This is a genomic window from Staphylococcus agnetis, from assembly GCF_011466855.1.
Taxonomy (GTDB): Bacteria; Bacillota; Bacilli; order Staphylococcales; family Staphylococcaceae; genus Staphylococcus; species Staphylococcus agnetis.
Map to the genome: position 1 here is coordinate 2,026,006 of NZ_CP045927.1, position 22,729 is coordinate 2,048,734.

At 35.4% G+C, this 22,729-nt stretch carries 27 protein-coding genes and 1 pseudogene; 4 read left to right on the forward strand and 24 right to left on the reverse strand.

Going from position 1 to position 22,729, the window contains the following annotated elements; translation table 11 throughout:
- Positions 1–7 precede the first annotated feature (7 nt).
- Complete coding sequence (locus GJE18_RS10265; RefSeq protein ID WP_060551810.1) at positions 8–445, forward strand: MarR family winged helix-turn-helix transcriptional regulator; 438 nt, start codon at positions 8–10, stop codon at positions 443–445.
- A gap of 297 nt (positions 446–742) precedes the next feature.
- Here GJE18_RS10265 and GJE18_RS10270 read toward each other — a convergent pair whose 3' ends face one another.
- From GJE18_RS10270 to GJE18_RS10295, 6 genes are all read right to left on the reverse strand, one after another.
- Positions 743–1,771: a ferrated catecholamine ABC transporter substrate-binding lipoprotein SstD gene (locus tag GJE18_RS10270; RefSeq protein ID WP_060551811.1), complete on the reverse strand. Its 1,029-nt coding sequence runs from the start codon at positions 1,769–1,771 to the stop codon at positions 743–745.
- Between the two features lie 14 nt (positions 1,772–1,785).
- On the reverse strand, positions 1,786–2,589 hold the full coding sequence (locus tag GJE18_RS10275) for an iron ABC transporter ATP-binding protein (RefSeq protein ID WP_060551812.1): 804 nt from the start codon (positions 2,587–2,589) through the stop codon (positions 1,786–1,788).
- Positions 2,586–3,545 carry an iron chelate uptake ABC transporter family permease subunit gene (locus tag GJE18_RS10280; protein WP_165886142.1) on the reverse strand — a complete coding sequence of 320 codons (960 nt, stop codon included), beginning with the start codon at positions 3,543–3,545 and terminating at the stop codon, positions 2,586–2,588. Before GJE18_RS10280 ends, GJE18_RS10275 begins: the two co-directional genes overlap by 4 nt.
- On the reverse strand, positions 3,538–4,503 hold the full coding sequence (locus GJE18_RS10285; RefSeq protein WP_107368922.1) for an ABC transporter permease: 966 nt from the start codon (positions 4,501–4,503) through the stop codon (positions 3,538–3,540). Before GJE18_RS10285 ends, GJE18_RS10280 begins: the two co-directional genes overlap by 8 nt.
- Positions 4,504–4,663: 160 nt before the next feature.
- Positions 4,664–5,191, reverse strand: coding sequence for an SA1002 family membrane protein (locus GJE18_RS10290; protein WP_039644023.1), 528 nt, complete (start codon positions 5,189–5,191; stop codon positions 4,664–4,666).
- Positions 5,192–5,353: 162 nt separating this feature from the next.
- Entirely contained in the window at positions 5,354–5,533 is a 180-nt protein-coding gene (locus GJE18_RS10295) for a hypothetical protein (RefSeq protein ID WP_060551816.1), read from the reverse strand.
- A 169-nt stretch (positions 5,534–5,702) separates the two neighbouring features.
- Here GJE18_RS10295 and GJE18_RS10300 point away from each other — a divergent pair, with 169 nt between their 5' ends.
- Together GJE18_RS10300 and GJE18_RS10305 are read left to right on the forward strand one after the other, a co-directional pair.
- Positions 5,703–6,890, forward strand: coding sequence for a DUF819 family protein (locus GJE18_RS10300; protein WP_085622810.1), 1,188 nt, complete (start codon positions 5,703–5,705; stop codon positions 6,888–6,890).
- A gap of 44 nt (positions 6,891–6,934) precedes the next feature.
- Positions 6,935–7,288 carry a DUF488 domain-containing protein gene (locus GJE18_RS10305; protein ID WP_060551818.1) on the forward strand — a complete coding sequence of 118 codons (354 nt, stop codon included), beginning with the start codon at positions 6,935–6,937 and terminating at the stop codon, positions 7,286–7,288.
- A 123-nt stretch (positions 7,289–7,411) separates the two neighbouring features.
- Here the strand turns inward: GJE18_RS10305 and brnQ are convergent, their stop codons facing one another.
- The 9 genes from brnQ to GJE18_RS10350 all read right to left on the reverse strand — a co-directional run bounded on the left by brnQ (position 7,412) and on the right by GJE18_RS10350 (position 15,136).
- Positions 7,412–8,719 carry a branched-chain amino acid transport system II carrier protein gene (gene brnQ, locus GJE18_RS10310; protein ID WP_107368924.1) on the reverse strand — a complete coding sequence of 436 codons (1,308 nt, stop codon included), beginning with the start codon at positions 8,717–8,719 and terminating at the stop codon, positions 7,412–7,414.
- A gap of 284 nt (positions 8,720–9,003) precedes the next feature.
- Entirely contained in the window at positions 9,004–9,426 is a 423-nt protein-coding gene (locus GJE18_RS10315; protein WP_060551820.1) for a universal stress protein, read from the reverse strand.
- A gap of 271 nt (positions 9,427–9,697) precedes the next feature.
- Positions 9,698–10,597 (reverse strand): CobW family GTP-binding protein, encoded by a 900-nt coding sequence (locus GJE18_RS10320; protein WP_037567311.1) that lies wholly within the window; start codon positions 10,595–10,597, stop codon positions 9,698–9,700.
- Positions 10,597–11,142 carry a dCTP deaminase gene (gene dcd, locus GJE18_RS10325; protein ID WP_060551821.1) on the reverse strand — a complete coding sequence of 182 codons (546 nt, stop codon included), beginning with the start codon at positions 11,140–11,142 and terminating at the stop codon, positions 10,597–10,599. The genes GJE18_RS10320 and dcd overlap by 1 nt, the downstream gene beginning before the upstream one ends.
- 285 nt (positions 11,143–11,427) lie before the next feature.
- A complete protein-coding gene (locus tag GJE18_RS10330) occupies positions 11,428–11,970 on the reverse strand; it encodes a DUF5067 domain-containing protein (protein ID WP_060551822.1) in 543 nt (180 codons plus the stop codon).
- Positions 11,971–11,983: 13 nt separating this feature from the next.
- Positions 11,984–12,568 carry a DUF5067 domain-containing protein gene (locus GJE18_RS10335; protein ID WP_060551823.1) on the reverse strand — a complete coding sequence of 195 codons (585 nt, stop codon included), beginning with the start codon at positions 12,566–12,568 and terminating at the stop codon, positions 11,984–11,986.
- Positions 12,569–12,754: 186 nt separating this feature from the next.
- Positions 12,755–14,470, reverse strand: coding sequence for an urease subunit alpha (gene ureC / locus GJE18_RS10340; RefSeq protein ID WP_085741096.1), 1,716 nt, complete (start codon positions 14,468–14,470; stop codon positions 12,755–12,757).
- Positions 14,467–14,823 carry an urease subunit beta gene (locus GJE18_RS10345; RefSeq protein ID WP_060551825.1) on the reverse strand — a complete coding sequence of 119 codons (357 nt, stop codon included), beginning with the start codon at positions 14,821–14,823 and terminating at the stop codon, positions 14,467–14,469. Before GJE18_RS10345 ends, ureC begins: the two co-directional genes overlap by 4 nt.
- 10 nt (positions 14,824–14,833) lie before the next feature.
- A complete protein-coding gene (locus GJE18_RS10350) occupies positions 14,834–15,136 on the reverse strand; it encodes an urease subunit gamma (RefSeq protein WP_060551826.1) in 303 nt (100 codons plus the stop codon).
- Positions 15,137–15,355: 219 nt separating this feature from the next.
- Here GJE18_RS10350 and yut point away from each other — a divergent pair, with 219 nt between their 5' ends.
- Complete coding sequence (yut, locus tag GJE18_RS10355) at positions 15,356–16,270, forward strand: urea transporter (protein WP_107368835.1); 915 nt, start codon at positions 15,356–15,358, stop codon at positions 16,268–16,270.
- Positions 16,271–16,443: 173 nt separating this feature from the next.
- Here yut and GJE18_RS10360 read toward each other — a convergent pair whose 3' ends face one another.
- The 9 genes and pseudogenes from GJE18_RS10360 to GJE18_RS10395 all read right to left on the reverse strand — a co-directional run bounded on the left by GJE18_RS10360 (position 16,444) and on the right by GJE18_RS10395 (position 22,666).
- A complete protein-coding gene (locus GJE18_RS10360; RefSeq protein ID WP_165886143.1) occupies positions 16,444–17,379 on the reverse strand; it encodes a cation diffusion facilitator family transporter in 936 nt (311 codons plus the stop codon).
- Positions 17,380–17,392: 13 nt separating this feature from the next.
- Positions 17,393–17,740, reverse strand: a complete 348-nt coding sequence (locus tag GJE18_RS10365) for a hypothetical protein (protein WP_107368834.1) — start codon at positions 17,738–17,740, stop codon at positions 17,393–17,395.
- A complete protein-coding gene (locus tag GJE18_RS12355) occupies positions 17,737–17,892 on the reverse strand; it encodes a helix-turn-helix domain-containing protein (RefSeq protein WP_082624790.1) in 156 nt (51 codons plus the stop codon). Before GJE18_RS12355 ends, GJE18_RS10365 begins: the two co-directional genes overlap by 4 nt.
- Positions 17,885–18,322, reverse strand: a pseudogene (locus GJE18_RS10375) (response regulator transcription factor); the annotation flags it as partial. The pseudogene GJE18_RS10375 and the gene GJE18_RS12355, both read right to left, overlap by 8 nt.
- Before the next feature lie 110 nt (positions 18,323–18,432).
- Positions 18,433–18,567, reverse strand: a complete 135-nt coding sequence (locus tag GJE18_RS12275) for a hypothetical protein (RefSeq protein WP_262618805.1) — start codon at positions 18,565–18,567, stop codon at positions 18,433–18,435.
- A gap of 213 nt (positions 18,568–18,780) precedes the next feature.
- Entirely contained in the window at positions 18,781–19,917 is a 1,137-nt protein-coding gene (locus GJE18_RS10380; protein WP_107368838.1) for a serine hydrolase domain-containing protein, read from the reverse strand.
- 85 nt (positions 19,918–20,002) lie between these two features.
- Positions 20,003–20,980 carry an ABC transporter permease gene (locus tag GJE18_RS10385; protein ID WP_240928875.1) on the reverse strand — a complete coding sequence of 326 codons (978 nt, stop codon included), beginning with the start codon at positions 20,978–20,980 and terminating at the stop codon, positions 20,003–20,005.
- A gap of 314 nt (positions 20,981–21,294) precedes the next feature.
- Complete coding sequence (locus tag GJE18_RS10390; protein ID WP_082624747.1) at positions 21,295–21,780, reverse strand: DUF1648 domain-containing protein; 486 nt, start codon at positions 21,778–21,780, stop codon at positions 21,295–21,297.
- Between the two features lie 16 nt (positions 21,781–21,796).
- Positions 21,797–22,666, reverse strand: coding sequence for a fructosamine kinase family protein (locus tag GJE18_RS10395; RefSeq protein WP_085622797.1), 870 nt, complete (start codon positions 22,664–22,666; stop codon positions 21,797–21,799).
- Positions 22,667–22,729: the final 63 nt, after the last annotated feature.

The window sequence follows — 22,729 nt, forward strand, 5'->3', positions numbered from 1 at the left end:
CAATATGATGACATTAGAACATGATGACTTAAAAAATGAACTATGTTTTTTATTTTATGTTGCTTCTAAAGAAGTCATTAAGAAGTACGCGACACACTTAAAGTCATACGATTTGACGTATACGTCATACATTACTTTAAAAGCGATACAGCCTAATGAAGTTGTAAATATTAAAACATTAGGCAATCGTATTTATTTAAATTCAGGTACACTCACACCATTAATAAAAAAGCTTGACCAAAAAGGATTCGTTCAAAAACTTCGTAATGAAGAAGATGAACGAAACCTGAATATTTCTTTGACCAATAAAGGCATTGAAGTGCGCGACTATTTATTTAAAGTCACGAATGAAGTATACAAAGAATTAAATTTCGAAGGTGACGACATGGAACAATTAGTTCAAGTATTAGAGCGTTTCATTAAAAATAATTTCAATCAAGATTAAAATCATCATATATACAGCGTTTGGAATAACACCTTCCTATCAATTTAAAAGCCTTCAAAGTACATAATTAAATGCACTTTGAAGGCGATTGATATGTATTGAAGATTTAACAATTTGATACAAGATGAAGGGATTCCTACATCTATTTAATGGCATAGATCGCTAAATCGTTAAAAACAAGCCTTTAAAAATTTCAATAGTAATTGAGAGTAATATGCTTCTCAATTGTTCATTCCCATAAAAAAGGGGCTCGGACATTATAGCTAACGTCCTAACCCCTAAATTGATTTTAGAATTTTATTTATCTAATTTTAATCCTTCTTCTATTTCTTCAATTTGCTCTATTGTCGTTGTTGTAGAACCTGAAGCAAAGTACCAAAGTTTAGGATCTAATTCTAAAACTTTACCATTTTTAACAGCTTTCACATTTTTAATGACATTGTTGCCTAAAACTTGTTTTGCTGTTGATTTTTCACCGATTGCTTTACCACGATCCATCGCGAAGATGATATCTGGATTTTTCTCACTCACATATTCATTTGTCACATTTTGACCATGACTGCTTTTCTTAATATTATCATCAACTGGTTTGAACCCTAACGTATCGAATACGAGGTTACCGAAACGGTCTCCCGCTCCAAAAGTAGATAATTCACCTTCATTAACAAGTAAATACATTGCTTTTAAATCTAAGTTTTTTGTTTTTGCTTTTACTTCTGCAATCTTTTCATCTAATTCTTTATTTAAAGCTTCTGCTTTCTTTTCAGTATCATAAATTTTACCAAGAATGCTTGTGTCGTTTTTCATAGATTCTATGAAATCATCATTTTTTGCGCCCATATAAACGATTGGAGCGTCTGGTGCAGCTTTTTTCAACTCATCAATATTTTTTTGATTTGCTGTACGTGCTGATAAATAAATCACATCTGGTTTAACTTTTGCAATAACATCAAAGTTGATTTCTTTTAAGGAACCCGTGTTTTGATATTTGTCTGATTTAAAATCATCTAAGAAATCTGGTAATTGTGCGTTACCTTCACCTTTAGGTAATGCGGCTACTTTATCTTTAAGCCCCATTTCTTCTAATGTCTTTAATGCACCGTAGTCAAACACGACTGCTTTTTGCGGATTTTTAGGCACTTCTACTGTATCCGAATATGCTTTATCTTGGCTACCGTCATCTGCTTTACCACGCAATTTAAAATCATTTTTAACTTCTACAGTCTCTTTAGAACCACCTTTTTTAGATGACTTATTGTCATCATTACCACATGCGACTAATACAAAGACCATCGCAACCATTAATAATAATCCTAACTTTTTCATATTGTCCTCCTCATTTAACTCATTACTTTATGAGACATTTGATGATACATACAAGGTAGTTCATCAAAATAAATACAAATTTGTTGACCTCGAATCGTTTCAATTTTGACATCCATATCATAGAGTTGTTTTAATACCGCTGAGTCAATGACGGCACGTTTATGGCCAGCTTTCACTACTTTGCCATCTTTTAAAGCGACGATATCATCAGAGTATACAGATGCAAAATTAATATCATGTAACACAACAACGATTGTTTTGTTATGAAAAACTGCGAGTTCACGTAAGGTTTGCATAATTTGAACAGAATGTTTCATATCTAAGTTGTTTAACGGTTCATCTAAAAGTATATATTCCGTATCTTGTGCAATTGTCATGGCAATATATGCACGTTGGCGTTGACCGCCTGATAACGTTTTAAGATAACGGTGCCGTATGTCGTCCAACTTCAATAATGCAATCGCTTCATTTACTTTTGCTTTATCTTCTTTCTTTAAATAGCCTTTAGAGTATGGAAAACGACCAAAGTTGACCAACTGTTCAACAGTGATGTTTAATTCTGTATGGTTCGTTTGTTTTAAAATCGACAATTTCTGAGATAAAGCTTGTGACCCATAGTCATTTAAAGGCGTATCTTCGATTTCGACTTGACCTTCTTGAAAATCTCGTAGGCGACTGATGGCTGACAATAATGTACTTTTGCCGGCACCATTGGGTCCAATCAGTGAAGTCAATCGTCCTTTTTGTATATCAACACTCACATCAGTAAGTATTTGCTTGTCATCAATAAATTGATTCAAATGCTGAATGCGAATCATGTCGTTTCCCTCCGCCTCATTAAAAGATAGATAAAGTAAATGCCTCCAATGAGGTTAATTAAAATACTAACTTGTGTTGTTGCTTCAAATAAGTGCTCTACAATCCACTGTGCGACAAATAAACTGATCCAACTGATACAAATTGTTGCTGGTAAAATATAACGATGTTCGAAATTTTTAATGAGCTCATGTGCTAAGTTTATAGTTAATAATCCAAGAAATGTAATAGGTCCAACAAGTGCAGTTGCTATGGCAACCATCAGTGCAACTAAAATGAGCAACATGCGTGTCATTTGTGTATAGTTCACACCAAGGTTAATCGCCTGAGCGCGACCAAGTAATAATACATCTAAATACGGCAACATCTTCACTGTAACAAGTAACAAAATCGTTAAAGCGATGGCACTTAAGGTTACTAGTGTTGGATTTGACCCGTCAAAGTTGGCAAACATCGCACTTTGAACAACAAGAAAATCTTCAGGATTAATTAATAATTCAAGAAAACCGGTAATACTTCTAAAAAATGTTCCTAAAATGACGCCAATTAACAAAATAAAATACACCGAAAATTGACCATATTTAAAAATACCTTCAAATAAAATCAATGCGAAAATGACCATTACGACCAATGTCACTGCAAAATTTAAATAAAAATTTGTAATAAATATAGAACTTGCGCCGAAAATAAAAAGAATTAATACTTTACTAAATAGATATACAGCATCAAGTCCCATGATGGAAGGTGTTAATAAACGGTTCACGGTGATGGCTTGGAAAATGACGGTAGACGCGACGATTGCTGCACCAACGAGGATCATTAAGAAGAGTTTTCTCAAACGACTACTAAACTGATACTCAAAAATTTCAAAATCAAGACCAATCAACAAATACATCGCACCAATCATGATGGTTGCGACAATTAAAATGATGAGCTTTTTTAAGGACGAATTACGCATACTGACGACGTCCTTTCATCAACATAATAATAAAAATGATAGTTCCGAACATACCAATCGTTAAACCAATATTGATTTCATACGGGTAAACGACAACACGTCCAACTATATCTGAAAACATCACAAAAATGGCGCCGAGCATTGCTGTATGTGGCAAAGCATTTTTCAGATGGTCCCCTTTAAAAATAGAGACGATATTAGGCACAATCAGACCTAAAAATGGTAAAGTTCCTACTGTAACCACGACAAGTGCAGTGATTGTAGCGGTAATAAACAAACCGATATTGATGATTAAATCATAATTGAGACCTAAATTTTTACTAAAATCACGTCCCATGCCTGCAATTGTAAATTGATTCGCAAATAAGTAAGTCATAACCAATAACGGTAAGCTTAAGTACAAGATTTCATAGCGCCCACTCGTGATGATGGCAAAATTACCATTCATCCAGTTCCCTAAACTTTGTACCGCATTGGTTTTCAATGCGATAAACGTTGAAAAGCTAGACACAATGCCGCCGAGCATAATACCAATTAGTGGAACAAAAATAACATCTTTAAATCGAATACGTTGTATCATTTGGACGAACAAAAACGTGCCCGCCACACTCAATAGCACAGCAAACAACAATTTTAATAGGATATGTTCTGATGGAAAAAAAACAAGAGAAATTAAAATCCCTAATTTCGCCCATTCCATCGTTCCAGCTGTCGTAGGACTAACAAATTTATTTTGCATCATTTGTTGCATAATTAAACCAGCTAATGCGAGTGAACTCCCAGCGATAAGAATACTTACGGTACGGGGAATACGACTTGCGAATAGAACATTCAGTTGATCATCATTAAGGTTAAAAAGCGCTGTAATCGGAACGCTACTCACCCCAATGAACAAAGAGCACACAGTAAGGATTGTGAGTGTGAAAAACAACACATAGCCATTCATAAAATAGCGCATCATTCTGTCTCCTTTTCACCCTTACAAACATCGACAATGAAAATCATTATCATTTAAAGTGTAGCATCAAATCATTTCACAAACAATATTCTTTTGAACTAAAAAACAAAAAAATCTCAAAACGCAACAAAATTGCCATGTTTTGAGATTTTTCATTATGTTATTTGTGGTCTTTAAGCTGTTTTCGACTCATTCTCACCATAGAGATTGAAATCCAACTCACCAATAAGGAAGGTAAAATAAAGATATTGATACTGTCTACCGTCAATAAGTTGGCAAATAAATTTTGAACATCGATATCAGCCAATCCTTTTAATTGATTTGCCACGAATTGATACAACGTAAAATAAATTAATAACCATTGAATGAAGTATTCTAAAATTTGTATTAACGTGTCACTTATAACAATTTTACGACTCATGAACCTTAAAAAGATATATTGAATGATACCACTAAGTAGCATTGTTATAAGGCCAATTTGAAAGATACCATCGGTAATATCAAATAATAACACCATTGGTAACCAAACTACGAATGAACCTATCAAAATGGTAATATAACTCAAGAAAATTAAAAGGGTTCCAATCGCAATGGCTTTAATAAAAACCAATCTTCCTTCCTCGTGTCCCACTAGAAATCCTATAAGTAAGAATAAAATTAAAATAATTATCGTATTAATGAGTAGCATGTGTCACCATCCCGTATAAAATCAAAAGTCCTATCATATTTTAACTTTAAAAGGGCCAATCTTTTAAAAATTTAATGTACTTTTAAACCTTGTAAGATACGTATAAGAAAAAGATGATACACATTTTATAATCCAATGCATCACCTATTTTATGACATGTATTTAAGAATTTTGTGAGACAATAAACATTAAACTCAGTGATAATACTGTAAGTACTGCACCAATCATCACCCATGTGTTCAGTTGCTTCTTAGTGGCCTCGCCCTCTTTTTTAGAAACCATTACCGCTTTTATCCAAGCAACTACAGAGAGAATGATTAATATGCCAATAACTATTGTCATTATATGGCACACCTCCACTTATATAATTACATATTTATTTTAGCATATTCCATTTTATTCAGTGCTTTTTCTATTACCAAAACATAAAGACGTCACATTTTACCCTTATCGACAAATCATTTTGTAAAATATAAAATAGATAAAAGTGTTTCTTTTAAGGGGGAATCATATGATTATGGGTGCAATTATTTCTCAAAATCAAACGTGGTTATTACTTGCTTTTATCATTGGATGGGCGGCAATCAGCATTATTTTAGAACAACAATTTAAAATTGCTAAAATCATATCAGGCGCGATTATCGCACTTTTAGGTGCTATGTTGCTTTCTAATTTCAATATTATACCTACTAAGGCGCCAGCATATGATATAATCTGGGACTATATTGTTCCGTTATCTATTCCGTTATTATTGTTTCAATCTAACTTAAAGAAAATTTGGAATGAAAGTAAACGTTTATTATGCATCTTCTTAATTGCCAGTGCCGGAACAGTCATTGGTGTCATCATTGCATATGCTTTTTTACATCCACACATTCCGCATCTAAAAAAAATCGCTGCAATGATGACTGGTAGTTATATAGGAGGTGGTGTTAACTTTGCAGCATTAAGCGCAAAGCTCACACCCCCAAGTGATCTCATTTCATCTACAGTTGTCGCAGATAATAGTGTAATGGCACTCTACTTCATTTTATTAATCGCATTGCCCCAATTCTCTTTTATAAAAAAATGGTTTAAGACTTCCTATGACACGCAACATCAACCGGCACATCATCATGATTACTGGGAGGCAAAACCCGTTCACTTAAACGATATTGCGATTGCTTTTGGCCTATCTGTAGCGATTGTCGCATTGAGTTTTACATTGTCAGATTGGTTAAATAACCTTATACCTCAATCATGGGTGATCACGAAGACACTCGTAACATTTTTTGGAGATCCATATTTACTAATTACAACAATAACACTGTTATTAGTGATGCGTTTCGAACGATTCTTTGACAAGCTTAATGGTGCAAATGAAATCGGAACATTTATGATTTATAATTTTTTCGTTGTCATTGGGACACCCGCATCCTTTGCGGTTATTTTTAAAACTGCGCCGCTCCTCTTTATCTTTGTCATCATTATATTAATATGTAATCTAGGACTCACACTAATGATTGGACGGCTCTTTAAATTTAATATTGAAGAAATGTTGCTTGCTTCTAATGCTACTGCAGGAGGACCAACGACAGCTGCGGCGCTTGCAATTAGTAAAGGATGGCATGGCTTAATCGGTCCAATACTTATTGTAGGTACACTCGGTTATGTGATTGGCAATTATGTTGGCACGCTGATCTTCCAGTTATTGCGTTAAACATGACTGCTTAAGGGAAAAAGACCGATAAAGGAGGGATGATTGTGGCTATTTATGTCCAAAGAATTTATAGTTCATCTTCTAAAAAAGGTGTTCGCGTATTAGTTGACCGTGTTTGGCCAAGGGGTGTGTCTAAAGATGAAGCCAAAGTCGATTACTGGCTTAAAGACATTGGACCTTCTTCCTCTTTAAGAAAATGGTTTAATCATGATGCAGACAAATTTGATGCGTTTAAAACAAAATACGAAAATGAATTGAAAAACAATAAAGCACAACAAGAAGCTTTAGCTACTTTAAAATCCATTATTCGAGATACTCAAGAAGATGTCCATCTGCTTTATGGCGCAAAAGACACGCAACACAATCAAGCAGTGGTGCTTAAATCATTGCTATCTTAATATAATAGCTTTGTACCTTATTTCCACAAATTAAATGCATTATTTTATCTCGTAAAAAACCCTCTGTATTATCGAAAGGATAAAATAGAGGGTTCATGATTTCTCAGCAGTGATTAAAACACATTATACTGTTGCAATATGTTTATGATATATATGATCGATGACTAGCCCCACACATGTACAAATCACAAATGGGATGAGCCATCCAAGTTGAGATGCGGCTAACGGCATACGTTGGTAAAAATCTGTAAGCCATGGAATTGTCCAGTTGAATGTTAATGCCACTTGAACAATGGATAAAAGTAATGTCACCATTGTAGGAATGATATAAGTCCATCTTAAACGATACGGAAAGACCATATTAACAAGCGACACTAGCACGAGAACAATCGCAACGGGATAAATAAATAACAAGATCGGCTGTGCGATTTTTAAAATCGTATTTAAACCAAATGTCGTAAAAAACAAGCCAAATGTTGCAAATAACAATACTAGTCTTTTATAGCCTAACTTAGGGACATAATTGATTGTAAATGATGCACATGCGTTGATTAATCCGACGCATGTCGTTAAACACGCAAGCAACACGATGAGCGCAAACAAATAATGTCCATACATGCCAAAAACACGCGTTGATTGGTATGTTAATATAGACGTCCCATTATGGATGGTTTCTGAAGAAGGCGTCGTCGCTCCCATCCAAGCAAGTGCCATATAAACTGCACCGAGCAAAGTTGCTGCAATGAGCACCGCTTGCAATACGCGTATTGTTAATTGACGTTTCCCAGTCACACCATGGGCTTTAAATTGATTGACCACGACAACCGAAAATATTAGCGCACCTAATACATCTAGCGTAAAATAGCCTTCAAGCACCCCGTTTAATGTCGGTTGTTGGACAAAGGCGCCTTTTGAAGCAACTGGCGACTGTTCGGCGTTGATAATAGCTAATAAACATAATAATCCGATAACAACCAGTAATATAGGTGTCAAATATTTACCCAAAACATTCATGATACGTGTAGGAAACATCGCCAAAAGTGTTACGATTGTGAAAAAACATATCGCAAAAGCGACAAGAGTGGCCGTATTGTGCACAGGTAATATCGGGGCAACACCTATTTCATATGCAACGTTTGAAGCCCTTGGAATACCATAAAAAGCACCTGCCGTTAAGTAAACGACAAAGGCAAATGTCGTACCAAAAATGGGATGAATTCGATTGCCGATACTTTCAACACCTTCATTATAATAGGCAACGATAATAACTGCTAAACACGGTAACAATATCCCAGTTATGACAAAACCAGACATTGCTTGCCAAACGTGGATACCTGCTGTATGCCCTAACATTGGAGGAAAAATTAAATTACCCGCTCCAAAGAATAAAGAAAACAACATCAATCCAGATATAATTACAAATTTATTCACTTGAAATTCCCTTCCTAAAAACAACATTATATTAAATTTTCTGAATATTTTATAAAATTAGTTTTATAAAGTCACTTGTTCATTATATGAGAACACTTTAACAATGTAAAGCGTAAATAAGTATTTTAAGGTAATCCCTATTTCAACACGAAAAAGCCTTCAAAATTCATCATGAGATGAACTTTGAAGGCGATATCAATTTTAACCGCGATGTTTCATTATCCTATGCGCATCATATTGCCCCCATGACATGAGGTCAATATTCGAAGGCTAAAAACATGCTATTATTTCACTATAAGTACAGGCACATTTACCCGTTTTGCAATTTTATGTGTGACATGACCAAGCACATGCTTAATATCCATTTCCGCACGTTTGTTACTCATTACAACAATGTCATAATCGTACCCTTCAATTTCATTTACAATTTCGTGCGTAGGACTTCCAGTAGTAAATTTAATTTGATATTTCAAATCATGCTCATCTAAAGTGTTAAGAAATGGTCGCATTTCTTCTTTCTTTTCTTCAACAACGTCCTCAAAGTGCTTACCTTGGTATCGCACATAATTCGCCAATTCTGTTTCAGAAATCACGTTAAAAATAACGATGTTATACGTTGTAGCGCCATGTGTTAATTTTTTCAATTGATCCGGTACGTTTTTGAAGCTATTCCCAAAATCATAAGGAACTAGTACATTTTCATACATAAAATGTCACCCCTTTTTATAATATGGCTCTTATCTTTACACCTTCATTTTAACACTTTGAAAACGCTTACTCAACGTATCCCTTTGTACATATTGTGACATATAGTTCATATCATCTATAATTACACTCTTTACTATTTAATTTAAAAAAACATCAACATTCACGAATCAATGAATGTTGATGGCTATATACATTTGGGTATGTTGTACCTATCTTAGCGCCATTTTAACAGGCTACAATAGTCGGTCAATAACCCCTCTTTTTCATATCTTAAGATGCCATTTCGACATCATCAAATGTATGCATTACTTTTTTCGGACAAAGTTGATGACCGATGACAACTAAATAGGATGGCATATCCATTTGACACGGTTTAAGTTCGAGGTGTCCTGGAACATATTGCATAATACACGGTTGGTCAATGCCTTCAACCTCAACAAACCCTTTCACACGATAAATGTGTCCTTCTAACTGTTTCAAGCCTTCTATAAGTGCGGATTGTTTAATAGGTTTATTAAATTCGTGGAAGCATTGCGTCAGTGCACCATGTGTTGTTGGACGTGATTGTTGTTCAATCACCGCTTGTTCAGGCATTTCATTTAACGTCACTTCTCCAAATTGTGTCAGAACGTAAGGAATGCCCGGATAATCTGCTTCAAGTTTATTAACGATATAAAGTAAACGCGTTGTATCGATAAGATCTATTTTATTTAAAATTAAATGACTACAAAATTGCGTTTGTTCTTTAATCAAATTACGAATATCTTCTGGATAGTCATCTTTTTGATCATATACAGACGCATCGATAACACCTAACATGCGTACACGCTCTACTATAGGTGTCAACACCGGCGTCAAACATGCATCATACACTTCTAATGGATGTGCAAGTCCACTACATTCAATAAAAATAATGTCAGGTTGATGCTCTAAATAAATGGAATGAAGTTGTGATGCAACATCTTTTTTAAACGTGCAACAAATACAACCATTCGTCATTGTTTTAATATGTATTGGTTCACTTATAAAATATTGGTCTACATTACGTTCTCCAAAATCATTCATGATGACAGCAGGCTTCAAATTGTGATCAATCGCATCTTGGATAAGAAAGTTTAAAGTTGATGTCTTACCACCACCTAAAAACCCTGTCATAATTACGATTTCCATTAATAGCCACCATCCTTCATCCAGTCTCTAAATACGCGGCTTCCTGTAGTCGTGGCTTGACCTTGATATTTTCCTGAATAAATTGCATCGGGTGCGGTTTTTGTTTCTGCTAAAACAATTTGACAAATACGTTGATTCTGTTCAATTTCTAAAGGAAAGTCATTCGCATTATACAGTTCTAATGTGATTGCACCTTCAAAACCAGGATCAACCCACCCTGCGTTTTGAATAAATAATCCTGCACGTCCAATCGAACTTCTACCTTCAACAAAGCCAGTTAAGTTTTCAGGTAGTTTAATATATTCTTGGGTCGTCGCCAAAATAAATCCATGTGCTGGAACCACTACACTCTTTTGATGGATTTCTTCATACTGAATAGGCTCGCTTAACTTTTGTGTACCATTCATTGGTTGTAATGGTCTTAAAAAATGATCTGCTAACGTTAAATCAATAGAAGCAGGCTCAACATGTGATGCCTCATATGGCGACACTTTAAGTGCTCCCGATTGTATGTATCCTTTAATATCGTTGTCAGATAAAATCATTTGTGCACCTCTATTCTTCTCTGTATAAATCGGAATCATTACGTAGTTTAAACATATTTTTAAATGTATCATGTCTAAATTAACTATACAAGACATTCTTTTATTTCTAATTTACCTTTCAAAAACATAGGTTTTGCTATATCTTCTATTTCGCTTTTATGAAAGACATTTTAATTAAAACTCTGTGCAAGTGCCAAATACATCTTTTAATTTAAAAGTAATATATAAAAGCTATCAAAACGTTCTAAATACGCTTTGATAGCTTTTAGTCAATAAATACATGTATTATTTTTCAACCTTAATGACTTTTTCACCTAATGCTTTTGATTCAATTTCGTCATCTGTAGTATGGCCTTTGAGTATTAATTTAGAAGGTTCTTTTTTTATTGAATAAGCAACTATTGCTGTGACATTGTCATTCTGTTTAACTAATACATTGCTATTCTCATTTAAGTCATGATACTTCGTATTATCTTTAATATAAATATAACTTTTTGAAATTTTTTCTTCTATATTTTTAGTATCTTTAATAAGTTCAAAATGATCATCCCATGACTTTTCAGCGGTCATATTTTTTTTACTTTTATTCGTATATTCATATTCAAAAACGATATAAGGTCCTCTTTTATCATCTTGTCTAAAATTCTCTACAAGTTTTGAACCTTTTATTTTAATTTCAGCATCTTTAGTTCTTAATGTGTCACCTTTAAAATAACCATCCCCAATGTTTTCCTCAGATGCTTTTTTGTCATCTTTATCGTTTCCAATAAGACCACAGCCACTCAGCAAAAGCGTTGATACACATAGTGCACTTAATATTTTTTTCATATGCTTCATCCCCCTAAAACTTACCATCGTTAAATGCTTCTAATTTAAATTTTTGTTTACCTAGTGACTCATGATTCTCATTAGTCCCCTCAATAATGATTGGGTCCGATGTATTTTCTAACTTAAATAGAATCATCGCTTTATATTTGCCACCTTTTTTTATTTTTTTATCTGAAAGCATATCATACTCACTTTTATGTGAGTCATCCAATAACGGCGTTACTTCTAATTCTTTAGCCTTACCATCTACTTCTTGATAAATGTTAAAACCTTTTATCCAAGCGTCGATTGCTGAAATTTTTTCATCTGATTTGTTTGTCACTTCATAACCTATCACAATGGCTTGGAATTTTTTGTTATCAAAACCTGTCATTTCTACTCGAGACATCTTTTGAAAATCAACCTTAAACTTCTTAGTTTCATAATGTTTACCTTTAAATTCACCCTCTGGTTTATATTGCTCTGCATCTGATAATTTTAACGTTTCAGTTGTATTTTCCTTAGTTGGTTTTTCAGCTTTTTCTTTTCCCTTGTCTTCGCTATTCCCACAAGCAACGAGTAGCAATGACATCATAATCAAAACGATTCCTTTTTTCATATGTATCAAACACCCCTATTCATTTTTTACACTTTTTAATTTACCAATTGCGAAATAGTTTTTCAATAGCATATTTTATTTTAAAATCCAAATGTAGCGATGTTATTTTTTAATACAATAAAAAATGCCTACACTTTTGATTTTAATAACCAAAATTGTAGGCATTTTTATGTTTTATATTTAGGTTTAGAATAAGAAATAGCGTTGTGTTAACGGCAATTCTGTCGCTGCTTCACTCGTAATCTTCTCACCATCTACAAATACTTCATATGTTTCTGGATCCACATCAAGTTGAGGCAATGCATCATTATTCACCATATCTTTTTTAGAAAGATTGCGGATATTTTTAACTGGACGCACGTGTCGCTTTAAATCTAATGTGCGACGTATGCCATCCTGATATGCAGCTTGTGACACAAATGTCAAAGAAGTGCTTTGCATATTGCCACCATATTGGCCATACATCGGACGATATTTGATTGGTTCTGATGTCGGAATAGAGCCATTGGCATCCCCATTGATAGCAACATTGATTAAGCCACCTTTAATTACTAATGTAGGTTTTACACCAAAAAATCGTGGATCCCACATCACTAAATCAGCCAATTTGCCTTCATCTACTGAACCCACGTAGTCTGAAATCCCATGTGTAATCGCAGGGTTAATCGTATATTTTGAAATATAACGGCGAATACGATTGTTGTCGTTATGTTCACCATCACCTTCTAATGGACCACGTTGCGCTTTCATTCGATGTGCCACTTGCCATGTTCGCGTAATCACTTCACCGACACGCCCCATTGCTTGGGAATCTGAACTCACCATACTGAAGACCCCCATATCTTGGAGTACATCTTCAGCTGCAATCGTTTCTTTTCGAATTCGTGAATCTGCAAATGCCACATCTTCTGGAATCGATGCATTTAAATGGTGCGTTATCATAACCATATCTAAATGTTCATCAACAGTGTTGTGTGTATACGGGAGTGTTGGGTTTGTTGATGAAGGTAAAATATTTTTGTATGCCGCTGCTTTAATTAAATCAGGCGCATGACCGCCACCGGCCCCTTCTGTATGATACATATGAAGCACTTTGTCACCAATGGCTTTCATTGTATCTTCCATAAAGCCGGCTTCGTTAAGTGTATCTGCGTGGAGCGCGATTTGTATGTCATACTCATCCGCCACTTCTAACGCATGACGTAATGCTGACGGTGTTGCCCCCCAGTCTTCATGTACTTTTAGACCAATGACACCTGCATGGATTTGTTCGACTAACGCAGTATGATTGACCGCTTGACCTTTACCTGTAAAACCGACGTTAACAGGTAACGCTTCTGCAGCTTGAAGCATACGATGTACATGCCAAGAACCTGGTGTTACTGTAGTAGCTTTAGTCCCTTCCGTCGCACCTGTACCGCCACCAATTTGCGTCGTAATCCCGCTTTCTAATGCGATTTCGGATTGTTCTGGGTTAATAAAATGCACGTGGGTATCAATGCCACCAGCAGTGATAATGCTTCCTTCCGCTGCAATGATTTCAGTAGAAGCACCAATGATAATGTCCACATTATCCATAATATCAGGGTTTCCTGCTTTACCTATTTTCATGATATATCCATTTTTCACACCGATATCAGCTTTGATCACTTTATCATGATCGATAATCACTGCATTCGTAATGACTAAGTCTGCTACTTTTTTATTGTCACGTGTTGCATTTGGGTTTTGTCCCATACCATCACGAATTGATTTTCCGCCACCAAACGCGACTTCATCACCGTATTGAGCATAATCTTTCTCAACCTTCGCGAAAAGATTCGTATCACCTAAGCGGATTGCGTCTCCAACTGTTGGACCGTATAAACTGGTATATTGAGATTCCGTCATTTTAAAGCTCATTTGACGTCACTTCCCTCTTCCATATTCGGTGCTGTGATGCGGGATTGATCGAGTGGCCCATCAACTTCACCATGAAAGCCATATATTTTTTGTTCTCCAGCATATCGCACTAAACGAATTTCTTTTTCATCTCCTGGCTCAAAGCGTACTGCAGCACCAGCAGGTATATCCAAATGTTTCCCGTAAGCTTCCTCGCGATTAAACGTTAATGCCGGATTGGCCTCGTAAAAATGATAGTGTGACCCCACTTGAACCGGGCGGTCGCCACTATTTTTTACTGTTAATTTCGTGTTTGAACGTCCTTCATTTATCATAATTTCACTTGATTGTACTATGATTTCCCCTGGTTTCATCTTAATCCTCCTAAACAATCGGATGATGGATAGTAACAAGTTTTGTTCCATCTGGAAACGTGGCTTCTATTTCAATATCTGTCACCATTGATTCAACGCCATCCATGACATCATCTTTATTTAAAATTTCACGTCCATAACTCATCAGTTCTGCAACAGATTTACCATCACGTGCACCTTCTAAAATCTCATAGCTGATTAATGCAACTGCCTCAGGATGGTTTAACTTTAATCCACGCGCTTTACGGCGTCGTGCCAAATCAGCTGCAACAACAAGCATGAGTTTATCTTGTTCTCTTTGTGTAAAATTCATCTCATCACTCACTCCCTTTTCGCAAAAATAAAACTTACAAACAAATTATAATCCTTTAAATGACCACCTTCAAACGATTATGTTATTATTAAAAAGTAAATTATAACTATATCTATTCTATGTAAGGGGTTCCGATTACAAACAAATTATATTAATATAGCTTATTCCGTTCAAATTTTTGATTGATGGTTGAGAAATTATTGGAAAGAGGGATTGTACATGCCTTTACCACTACAAAGTTTTTTGAAGAATATTTCACAAGTCGTTTTACTTGAGAATGTCTGGACAGGATTACTTATTCTGATTGCGCTGTGGATAGGAGATTGGAAAGTCGGTTTGGCGGCTATGATAGGAAGTGCCATCAGTTTGGTGACCGCACCATGGTTTGGGTATACAAGAGAGGAAATTCACGCAGGATTAGCAGGATTTAATAGTGTACTTGTTGCCATTGGATTGACTATTTTTATGGTGATGACATGGCAAACTGTCATGGTGTGTTTGATTGCAACGATTATCGCAATGCCACTTGCTAAATCGATGCAAACCGTATTAAGACGTTATCAACTTCCAGAACTCACAACACCATTTGTGTTGGTGACATGGATGGTATTGCTCATGAATCAACAATTTGCATTTTTAAAAAGTACTGTCAAAGTTTTACCTTTGAAACACACCGCAACGATTGATGTTACACAACCTCTGCACCCTGTGATTGCTTTTTTTAATAGTATGAGTCAAATATTTCTCGTTGAAAATGTTGTATCAGGAATCTTAATTATCATCGCTTTCTTTATTGCATCAAGATGGACCGGTTTTTTCGTCATCATCGCCAACGTGCTTTCAATGTTATTTGTATATGTTTTAGGCACTGATGCGATAGCATTCAGCCACGGGCTATTGGGATACAATATAATATTGACCGTTATTGCTGTGGCAGTTACATTTAGGAGCTTAACACGGTATCATCGTTATCTCATACTTGTGCTTGTTATAGTATTGACACCGATGATTTATGGCGCTACCGCTACACTATTAGAACCCTTTGGCATTCCAATTTTAACGCTACCGTTTATCATCGTTACTTGGATATTGCTGTTAGCCGGGCAAAATCAACCTACCACGCATCAACTTTAATATTTCACGTAACATTTCTAATATCAATTTATCAGCAACTTCTATTGCGCCTTGTAACGACGCAACGGGCATTTCTCATATAATCGTATATGAATAGCCTTCAAATTCATCTGTTCATGAATTCGAAGGCTATTTCATTACGCCAAAAATGCTGACTTGTTTATTTAAAAGGTTTATTTTATCTCTTCAAAGTAAGCTTCATCTAAATGATTCATTTCTAAATGTTCAATTTGAAGTGTTGTATGGGATAAACCATACTTTTCTTTTAGCAATCGTTCTAATTTATTTATCGTTTCATATGCGTCATGACCACTTTTACTATCTAGTACAACATGTGCACTTAATGAGTAGTGCGCAGTTGTAATGGACCATAAATGGAATTCATGTACATCAAGGACTTGATCCACACGTTTCATATCATCCATAATTTCATCAGTATCCAAATGCTCAGGTACTGATTCCATCAAAATCGATACAGCATTACGCATAATTTTGTAGCCCCCACGTAAAATGACTACAGCAATGACCATACTTAAAATCGGGTCAATCATTTGAATACCTGTAAAATAAATAAGTACCACAGCTAAAATAACACCCACAGAGTTCAATAAGTCTCCTATAAAGTGCCATAACGCACTTTGGATATTAATATTGTTTTCACTTTTAAGTGAGCGCATTAAAATGATCGTTAAAACGATGTTCACGATTAAACCAATCGTAGCAATAACAAGCATTAAACCGCTTTCAACAGGTTTTGGGTAGATGATGCGCATGATTGCTTCATAAAAAATCCAAATTGAAATGATTGCTAATGCCAAACCATTTAAAAAGGCCGCGATAATTTCAAATCTTAAATATCCAAAAGTATATTTTGCAGTTGGTTTACGGCTTGCAAAGTAGATTGCCACCATTGACAAACCAAGTGCTATCACATCACTCAACATGTGAAAGGAATCAGAAAGTAAAGCCAGTGAGTTAGAAAGTATCCCTCCAGCAAACTCTACAATTGTAAAAAATAATGTAATGATTAATGACGCACATAAAGTTTTTTTAGAGCTTTTTTGAAGTTTTCGGTGTTCGACATGGTGGAAATAATAATTTCTTTGCATTCCTTAATCCTCCTTAGTTCCCGTAAGTAATACTTGCACCTAAGTGCCCAGCTACAATAATATATGGTGTACTCGTTAAATTTTGAAGAAATCGTGTTTCAAGTTCTCGTGTTGAAAATGGTGTGGATGCCTCAATGATTTTTCCATGTTTCACAACAAAATAATCATGCGTTGGGTTGACATTTTGATGTTGTGCGAGTGTTGTTTGAACACTTAATGTCTGACGTTTAGCCGTCTCATTAATTTCTTGATTTAATTTATAACTAAATAAGATAACAATAATGATGAACAAGACACTTAATAAGGCAAATAATATTCCTGCATATTTTAGAAAAGCTGGCCAAAATCGATAGTTTGTCATGTTATCACTTCCAATTTATAACCTACGCCGCGAATACTTTTAATTTGAAGTGATGTATGCAGTTGCGTTAATTTTTTTCTAAGTTGTCGAACGAGTGCATCAATATTATTGTCAGTTACGATTTGATCTAAATACCATAATTTTTCAATAATTAAGCCCCTTGAAACAACCGCATTTAAAAAATAAAAGTTCTAATAATTGATACTCTTTTTGGGTAAACTCTAAGATATGCCCATCTTTCATAACATGATGTTTTTGATAATCAAACGTCATGTTCCCTATTGTTTTCACGTGATGGTCCATCGCATGATACCGTTTCATTACCGCAAGCATACGTGCTTCTAATTCTTCAAACTCAAACGGTTTCGTCACATAACCATCTGCTCCTGCAATAAGTCCTTCAACTTTATCTGCAGTTTGCGATTTCGCTGTTAACATAATAATAGGGACTGGATTGCCCCCATCACGTATGCGCTGGATAATATCCACACCATTCGTATCCGGTAACATCCAGTCCACGAGAATGATGTCGTAATGAATTTGATCCATATATAATGCTACCTCTTCTCCAGTCGTTAACCAACCTACAGTGTACTAACGAAGTTTCAACATATTTTGAAATAAATCCCCAATCATGCGATTGTCTTCGATGAGTAGGACTTTCATTCATTCACCTCATATTTTCTAAGTTGTTATGATGTTTTGACATCTTTATTCATATCCGCGTCAACACGATATTGTTGGAGTGTTAAAATCGCGACGCCCCACATGACCATTACCCCAATCATACCGGCCACATATGCACATGCTTTATAAAAAGTTTTCATGATCAAAGCCTCCTGTTCAATATATTATCCCTATTATATACCACGATGACGCAGTATATAAAACGCATCATTCTATGCAATAATATGCCGTTGATCACACAAAGATGATTTTATTGATAGTTACAATGTATCTTTTCTCTATTGAAAAACAACATGAAAAACTACCCACTAAGACATCGACTTTGCGGGTAGTATAAAGCTATTTATAAGATTTTATTTTTTCCTTTTTGGTTGTTGTAATATATCAAAAAAGATGTGTTTAATTTTATTTTCGTTCAAATTCGGTTTATGGTTTTCATAATTCGTAGCTAGAACGACTGTAAAACGACCGTTAAAGTAAGCTGTAAATGTTTGTCCAAAAAACACACCATTGATGCGGTTAAAGTCTGGAAATACATAAAAGCCATAACGGTAATTTTCTGGGTAACGTGAAGACTTAATTTCATGCAAATACGACTCTGTTTCTTGTGATGAAAATACTTGGTTCGTTTGCAATTTTCGAATCATCTTGCCCATATCGTAAGGCGACATATATAAATTGCCCGCGCCATAATACTGATCTAAAAACACGGGTTGTTTAAACACGGGAATATGATCACTTAATTTGTATCCTTTGGCCATATCTTGTTGATATCGGACATCATTATAAAACGCACTATGATTAAGATTGAACGGCTTGGCAAATGCTTTATAATAGTTTTCTGTATAACTTTTTTGCGTGACTTCTTCCACCACTTTCGCAAGCACAAGATAATTCGCATCGTTATAAAAATGTTTATGATACGTTTTAGGATTGATCCCTTTATCATGAATGGCTTGTACGGCACCGTCTAAATCCAAGATATCATGAGAGCCTTCATATCGATATAAACCACTACGATGTAACATCAAATCTTTTAATGTGATTTTTGGATTGGTTTCAAAATCAGGCAAATAGTCATCTACGAAATCATTAAGATGAATTTTACCATCTAATTCTAATTTTTTAACCATTATCCCTGTAAAAAACTTTTGCGCTGACCCAATGAGATAAAGTGTATTAGGCCCATTCTTTTTACCGGCTTCGATATCTTGGAACCCATACCCTTTATTCATTTTCAACTCGCCATTGTCAAAAATGGCAATACCCCCATTAAAATCAGTCTTATTTAAATATTGATCAATCGTAGCATACGTGCTGTTATTTTGATCAACCATTGTTTTTAATCGCGGAATTTTATCCGATTTGATGCCATCTTTCGCATGTTGCTGGGTTATAAATTCTGTAAGGTGTTGTTCATGTTGGCGTTTAAAATAACGATAAATACTTGCACTACCTATCAAAATGACTAAAGCTACTAAACCTAACATTACTTTCTTTAATAAAGCTCTACTTCTATTTTTCACTCTACATTTTCCCTCTTTTTAACCTTTCAACAAAACACTCATTTAAACACTATTTGATAATATCGATAAGTTCTTTCTTAGAAGCTGCACGTGCTGGAATCCAACCAAAAACAATCCCAATGAATGAAGATACACCAACAGCGAGTAAAACAGAACCCAAAGTGACTGAACTGCGTATATATTCTGGCGTTAATGCATCCACGATAGACGCAATACCCATACCGATAACCAAACCAATCACGCCACCAATCAAGCATAGAATAATACTTTCTGTGAGAAATTGCAATTCAATATCTCTCCCCTTTGCTCCAAAAGCACGACGAATCGCGATTTCTTCTGTTCGTTCTGCGACTGAAATATACATTACATTCATCACACCAATACCTGCTATAAATAATGAAATACCTGCAACTGCTGCCACAAAATAGGTAATTGCATCGAACACGTTATTGATATTTTTCATTAACGCTTCTAAATCTGTATATTGATATGTGCCATCACCAACCGCCGAGCCATTTTTGTTTAATTTATCTGCAACGGCATTACCAACTTCTTTTTTACTCATAGATTCTTGAAATGTCAATTCTAATTGTGGCAGTGATGATGTCAACGTAGGTAAGTATCGTTTTACTGTTTTTGTCTGAACTTGTACGAGATTTGGGGTCATAAACTCATCATGAATGCCCTTAACTGTAAATCCCATTCCATCGATATAAATCGTTTTTCCAATTGCATCGCCTTTGAATAAAGTGTCAACAACATCTGAACTAATAGTCGCCACACGCTCTGTCATGTCATTATCATCTTTTGTAAATGCTTGACCTTCTTCAACGTCTTTCGCGGAAGAGACTGGCTTTATCGCGATGTCTGTTTTTTTATTCGTGCTACTTGCTTTACTTGTTAAACCGTTCTCATCATTTGTTTTAATTTTGACGTCTTTAACCCCTTTAACTTGACGTGCCATATCTATATCAGTAGCAGTAACAGGATTCGTATTCGCAACCTTACCTCTTCTTTTTGAATACACCCATTTAAAATATGAATGATGCGATCCGCTTGTGCCGCTCAGATTGTGATTTTAAGCCTACAATGGGGATTCGGATTGCAACTACCTGATATTAATATCGGGTCATTAAATATCCTTTCACCAGGAAATCCAATTTTAGGGGCGATAAGCATTCAAAATATTGTCTCGTCATGGTTATTTTGGGTATTGCTGTATTCAACGTGTCATTTATCAAAAAATGGGCGTGGGTTGCTGTAATCATTCATATGATTGTCTGTGTTCTATTGAGCATTTTTATGGTATAAATTTCCTCATTAAAAACGTCACAGAAACATTCAGTTCCTGTGACGCTTTTTTCGTTGTTTTTTAAATCCATAACTAATGAGAATGATGCTATAAATACATATTGAAACAATCGGTAACAATGTAAAAATTGCAGTGATATTGTGTTCGCCGTGTAATAGATGATGTAATTGATTCATATACAGCATCCAAACAGTGACATGTATGATACTAAAGAGTCCGGTAATAATGAATTGATGTGTGACGACCGGCTGTTTATCATTTGATAGTATATTGCGCAAAGTAGGTAGCGCATAGATTAAAAGCACCCCTATCTTCCAAATCAACACAAACACCACAGGTAACAGCCATAAATTCGCCTTATTCCCGAAAGCACCTACATGACCTAAAAGCGTAAAATGCGTTCCAACCTGATCAGGCATTTTGTGATACATGAGACCTAAGTAACTCAGTGCAATCAACCATAATATGAAACATAAACCATTTAATACATTCATTAGATGTCTCTTGTTATTCATGATGCCTCACTCCGTTTTATATTGATGTTTTTGCAACAATTTGTTTCATGACTTTACGTACACTGCCAGCATACATTGCTCCAAATTTCACTAAATGCACTAATAATAAATACAATTCGTAAAATTGAATGCGTGAATTTGCCCCCTCTTGTAATGGATACGCTTCGTGATAAGCGTCATAAAACGCTTCTGAAAAACCACCAAATACTTTTGTTGCTCCGAGGTCAAATTCTCGATCCCCATATAATGGTGATGGGTCAAACAATGCAGGTGTCCCATCTGTTAAAAACATATAGTTGCCAGCCCATAAATCTCCGTGTAACAAGGATGGTCGACTCGTATGATGGCTTAACGTCTGCGACATGATGTCATACACTTTTTCAAACAATGCCAAATCTTCCTGAGTCATTAAATTTTGAGAGACGATCATGTGTTTTAATGGCATGATGCGTTGTTCTAAGAAGAGCGTCGCCCAATTATCAGTCCATGTATTATCAAAGCGATGGTCGCCTCCTTCATAAGGAAGATGAAAGCCGAACCGTCCATTTTCACTTTCAGTACGATGTAATTTGGCAACGAGACGGCCTAAATCTTCTTGACGTCCAGACGTCCCTTCTTCGAGATAGGTTAATATTAAATAAGCGTCACCATCAACTTCCCCTTTTGCGATAACACGAGGCGCAGTAATACCCGCTTTTTCAAATGCTTCGAGTCCTGCAATTTCTGCTGCATAAAATTGTTCAGAACGGTTTGGTTGAACCAAAAGAAAATACGTTTCTTCTAACGTTTCTAATTTATATGCGTCATTGACATCTCCACCTGAAACTGGTGTGATGGCTGTGATGTCATTAAGTGGTAAAGATGTGCGCCATAAATCCATATTCATTTGTATCATCCCTTCTTATCACTTTTGTATTTAAGTTACCCGTATAGTATGAAAATCACTTAT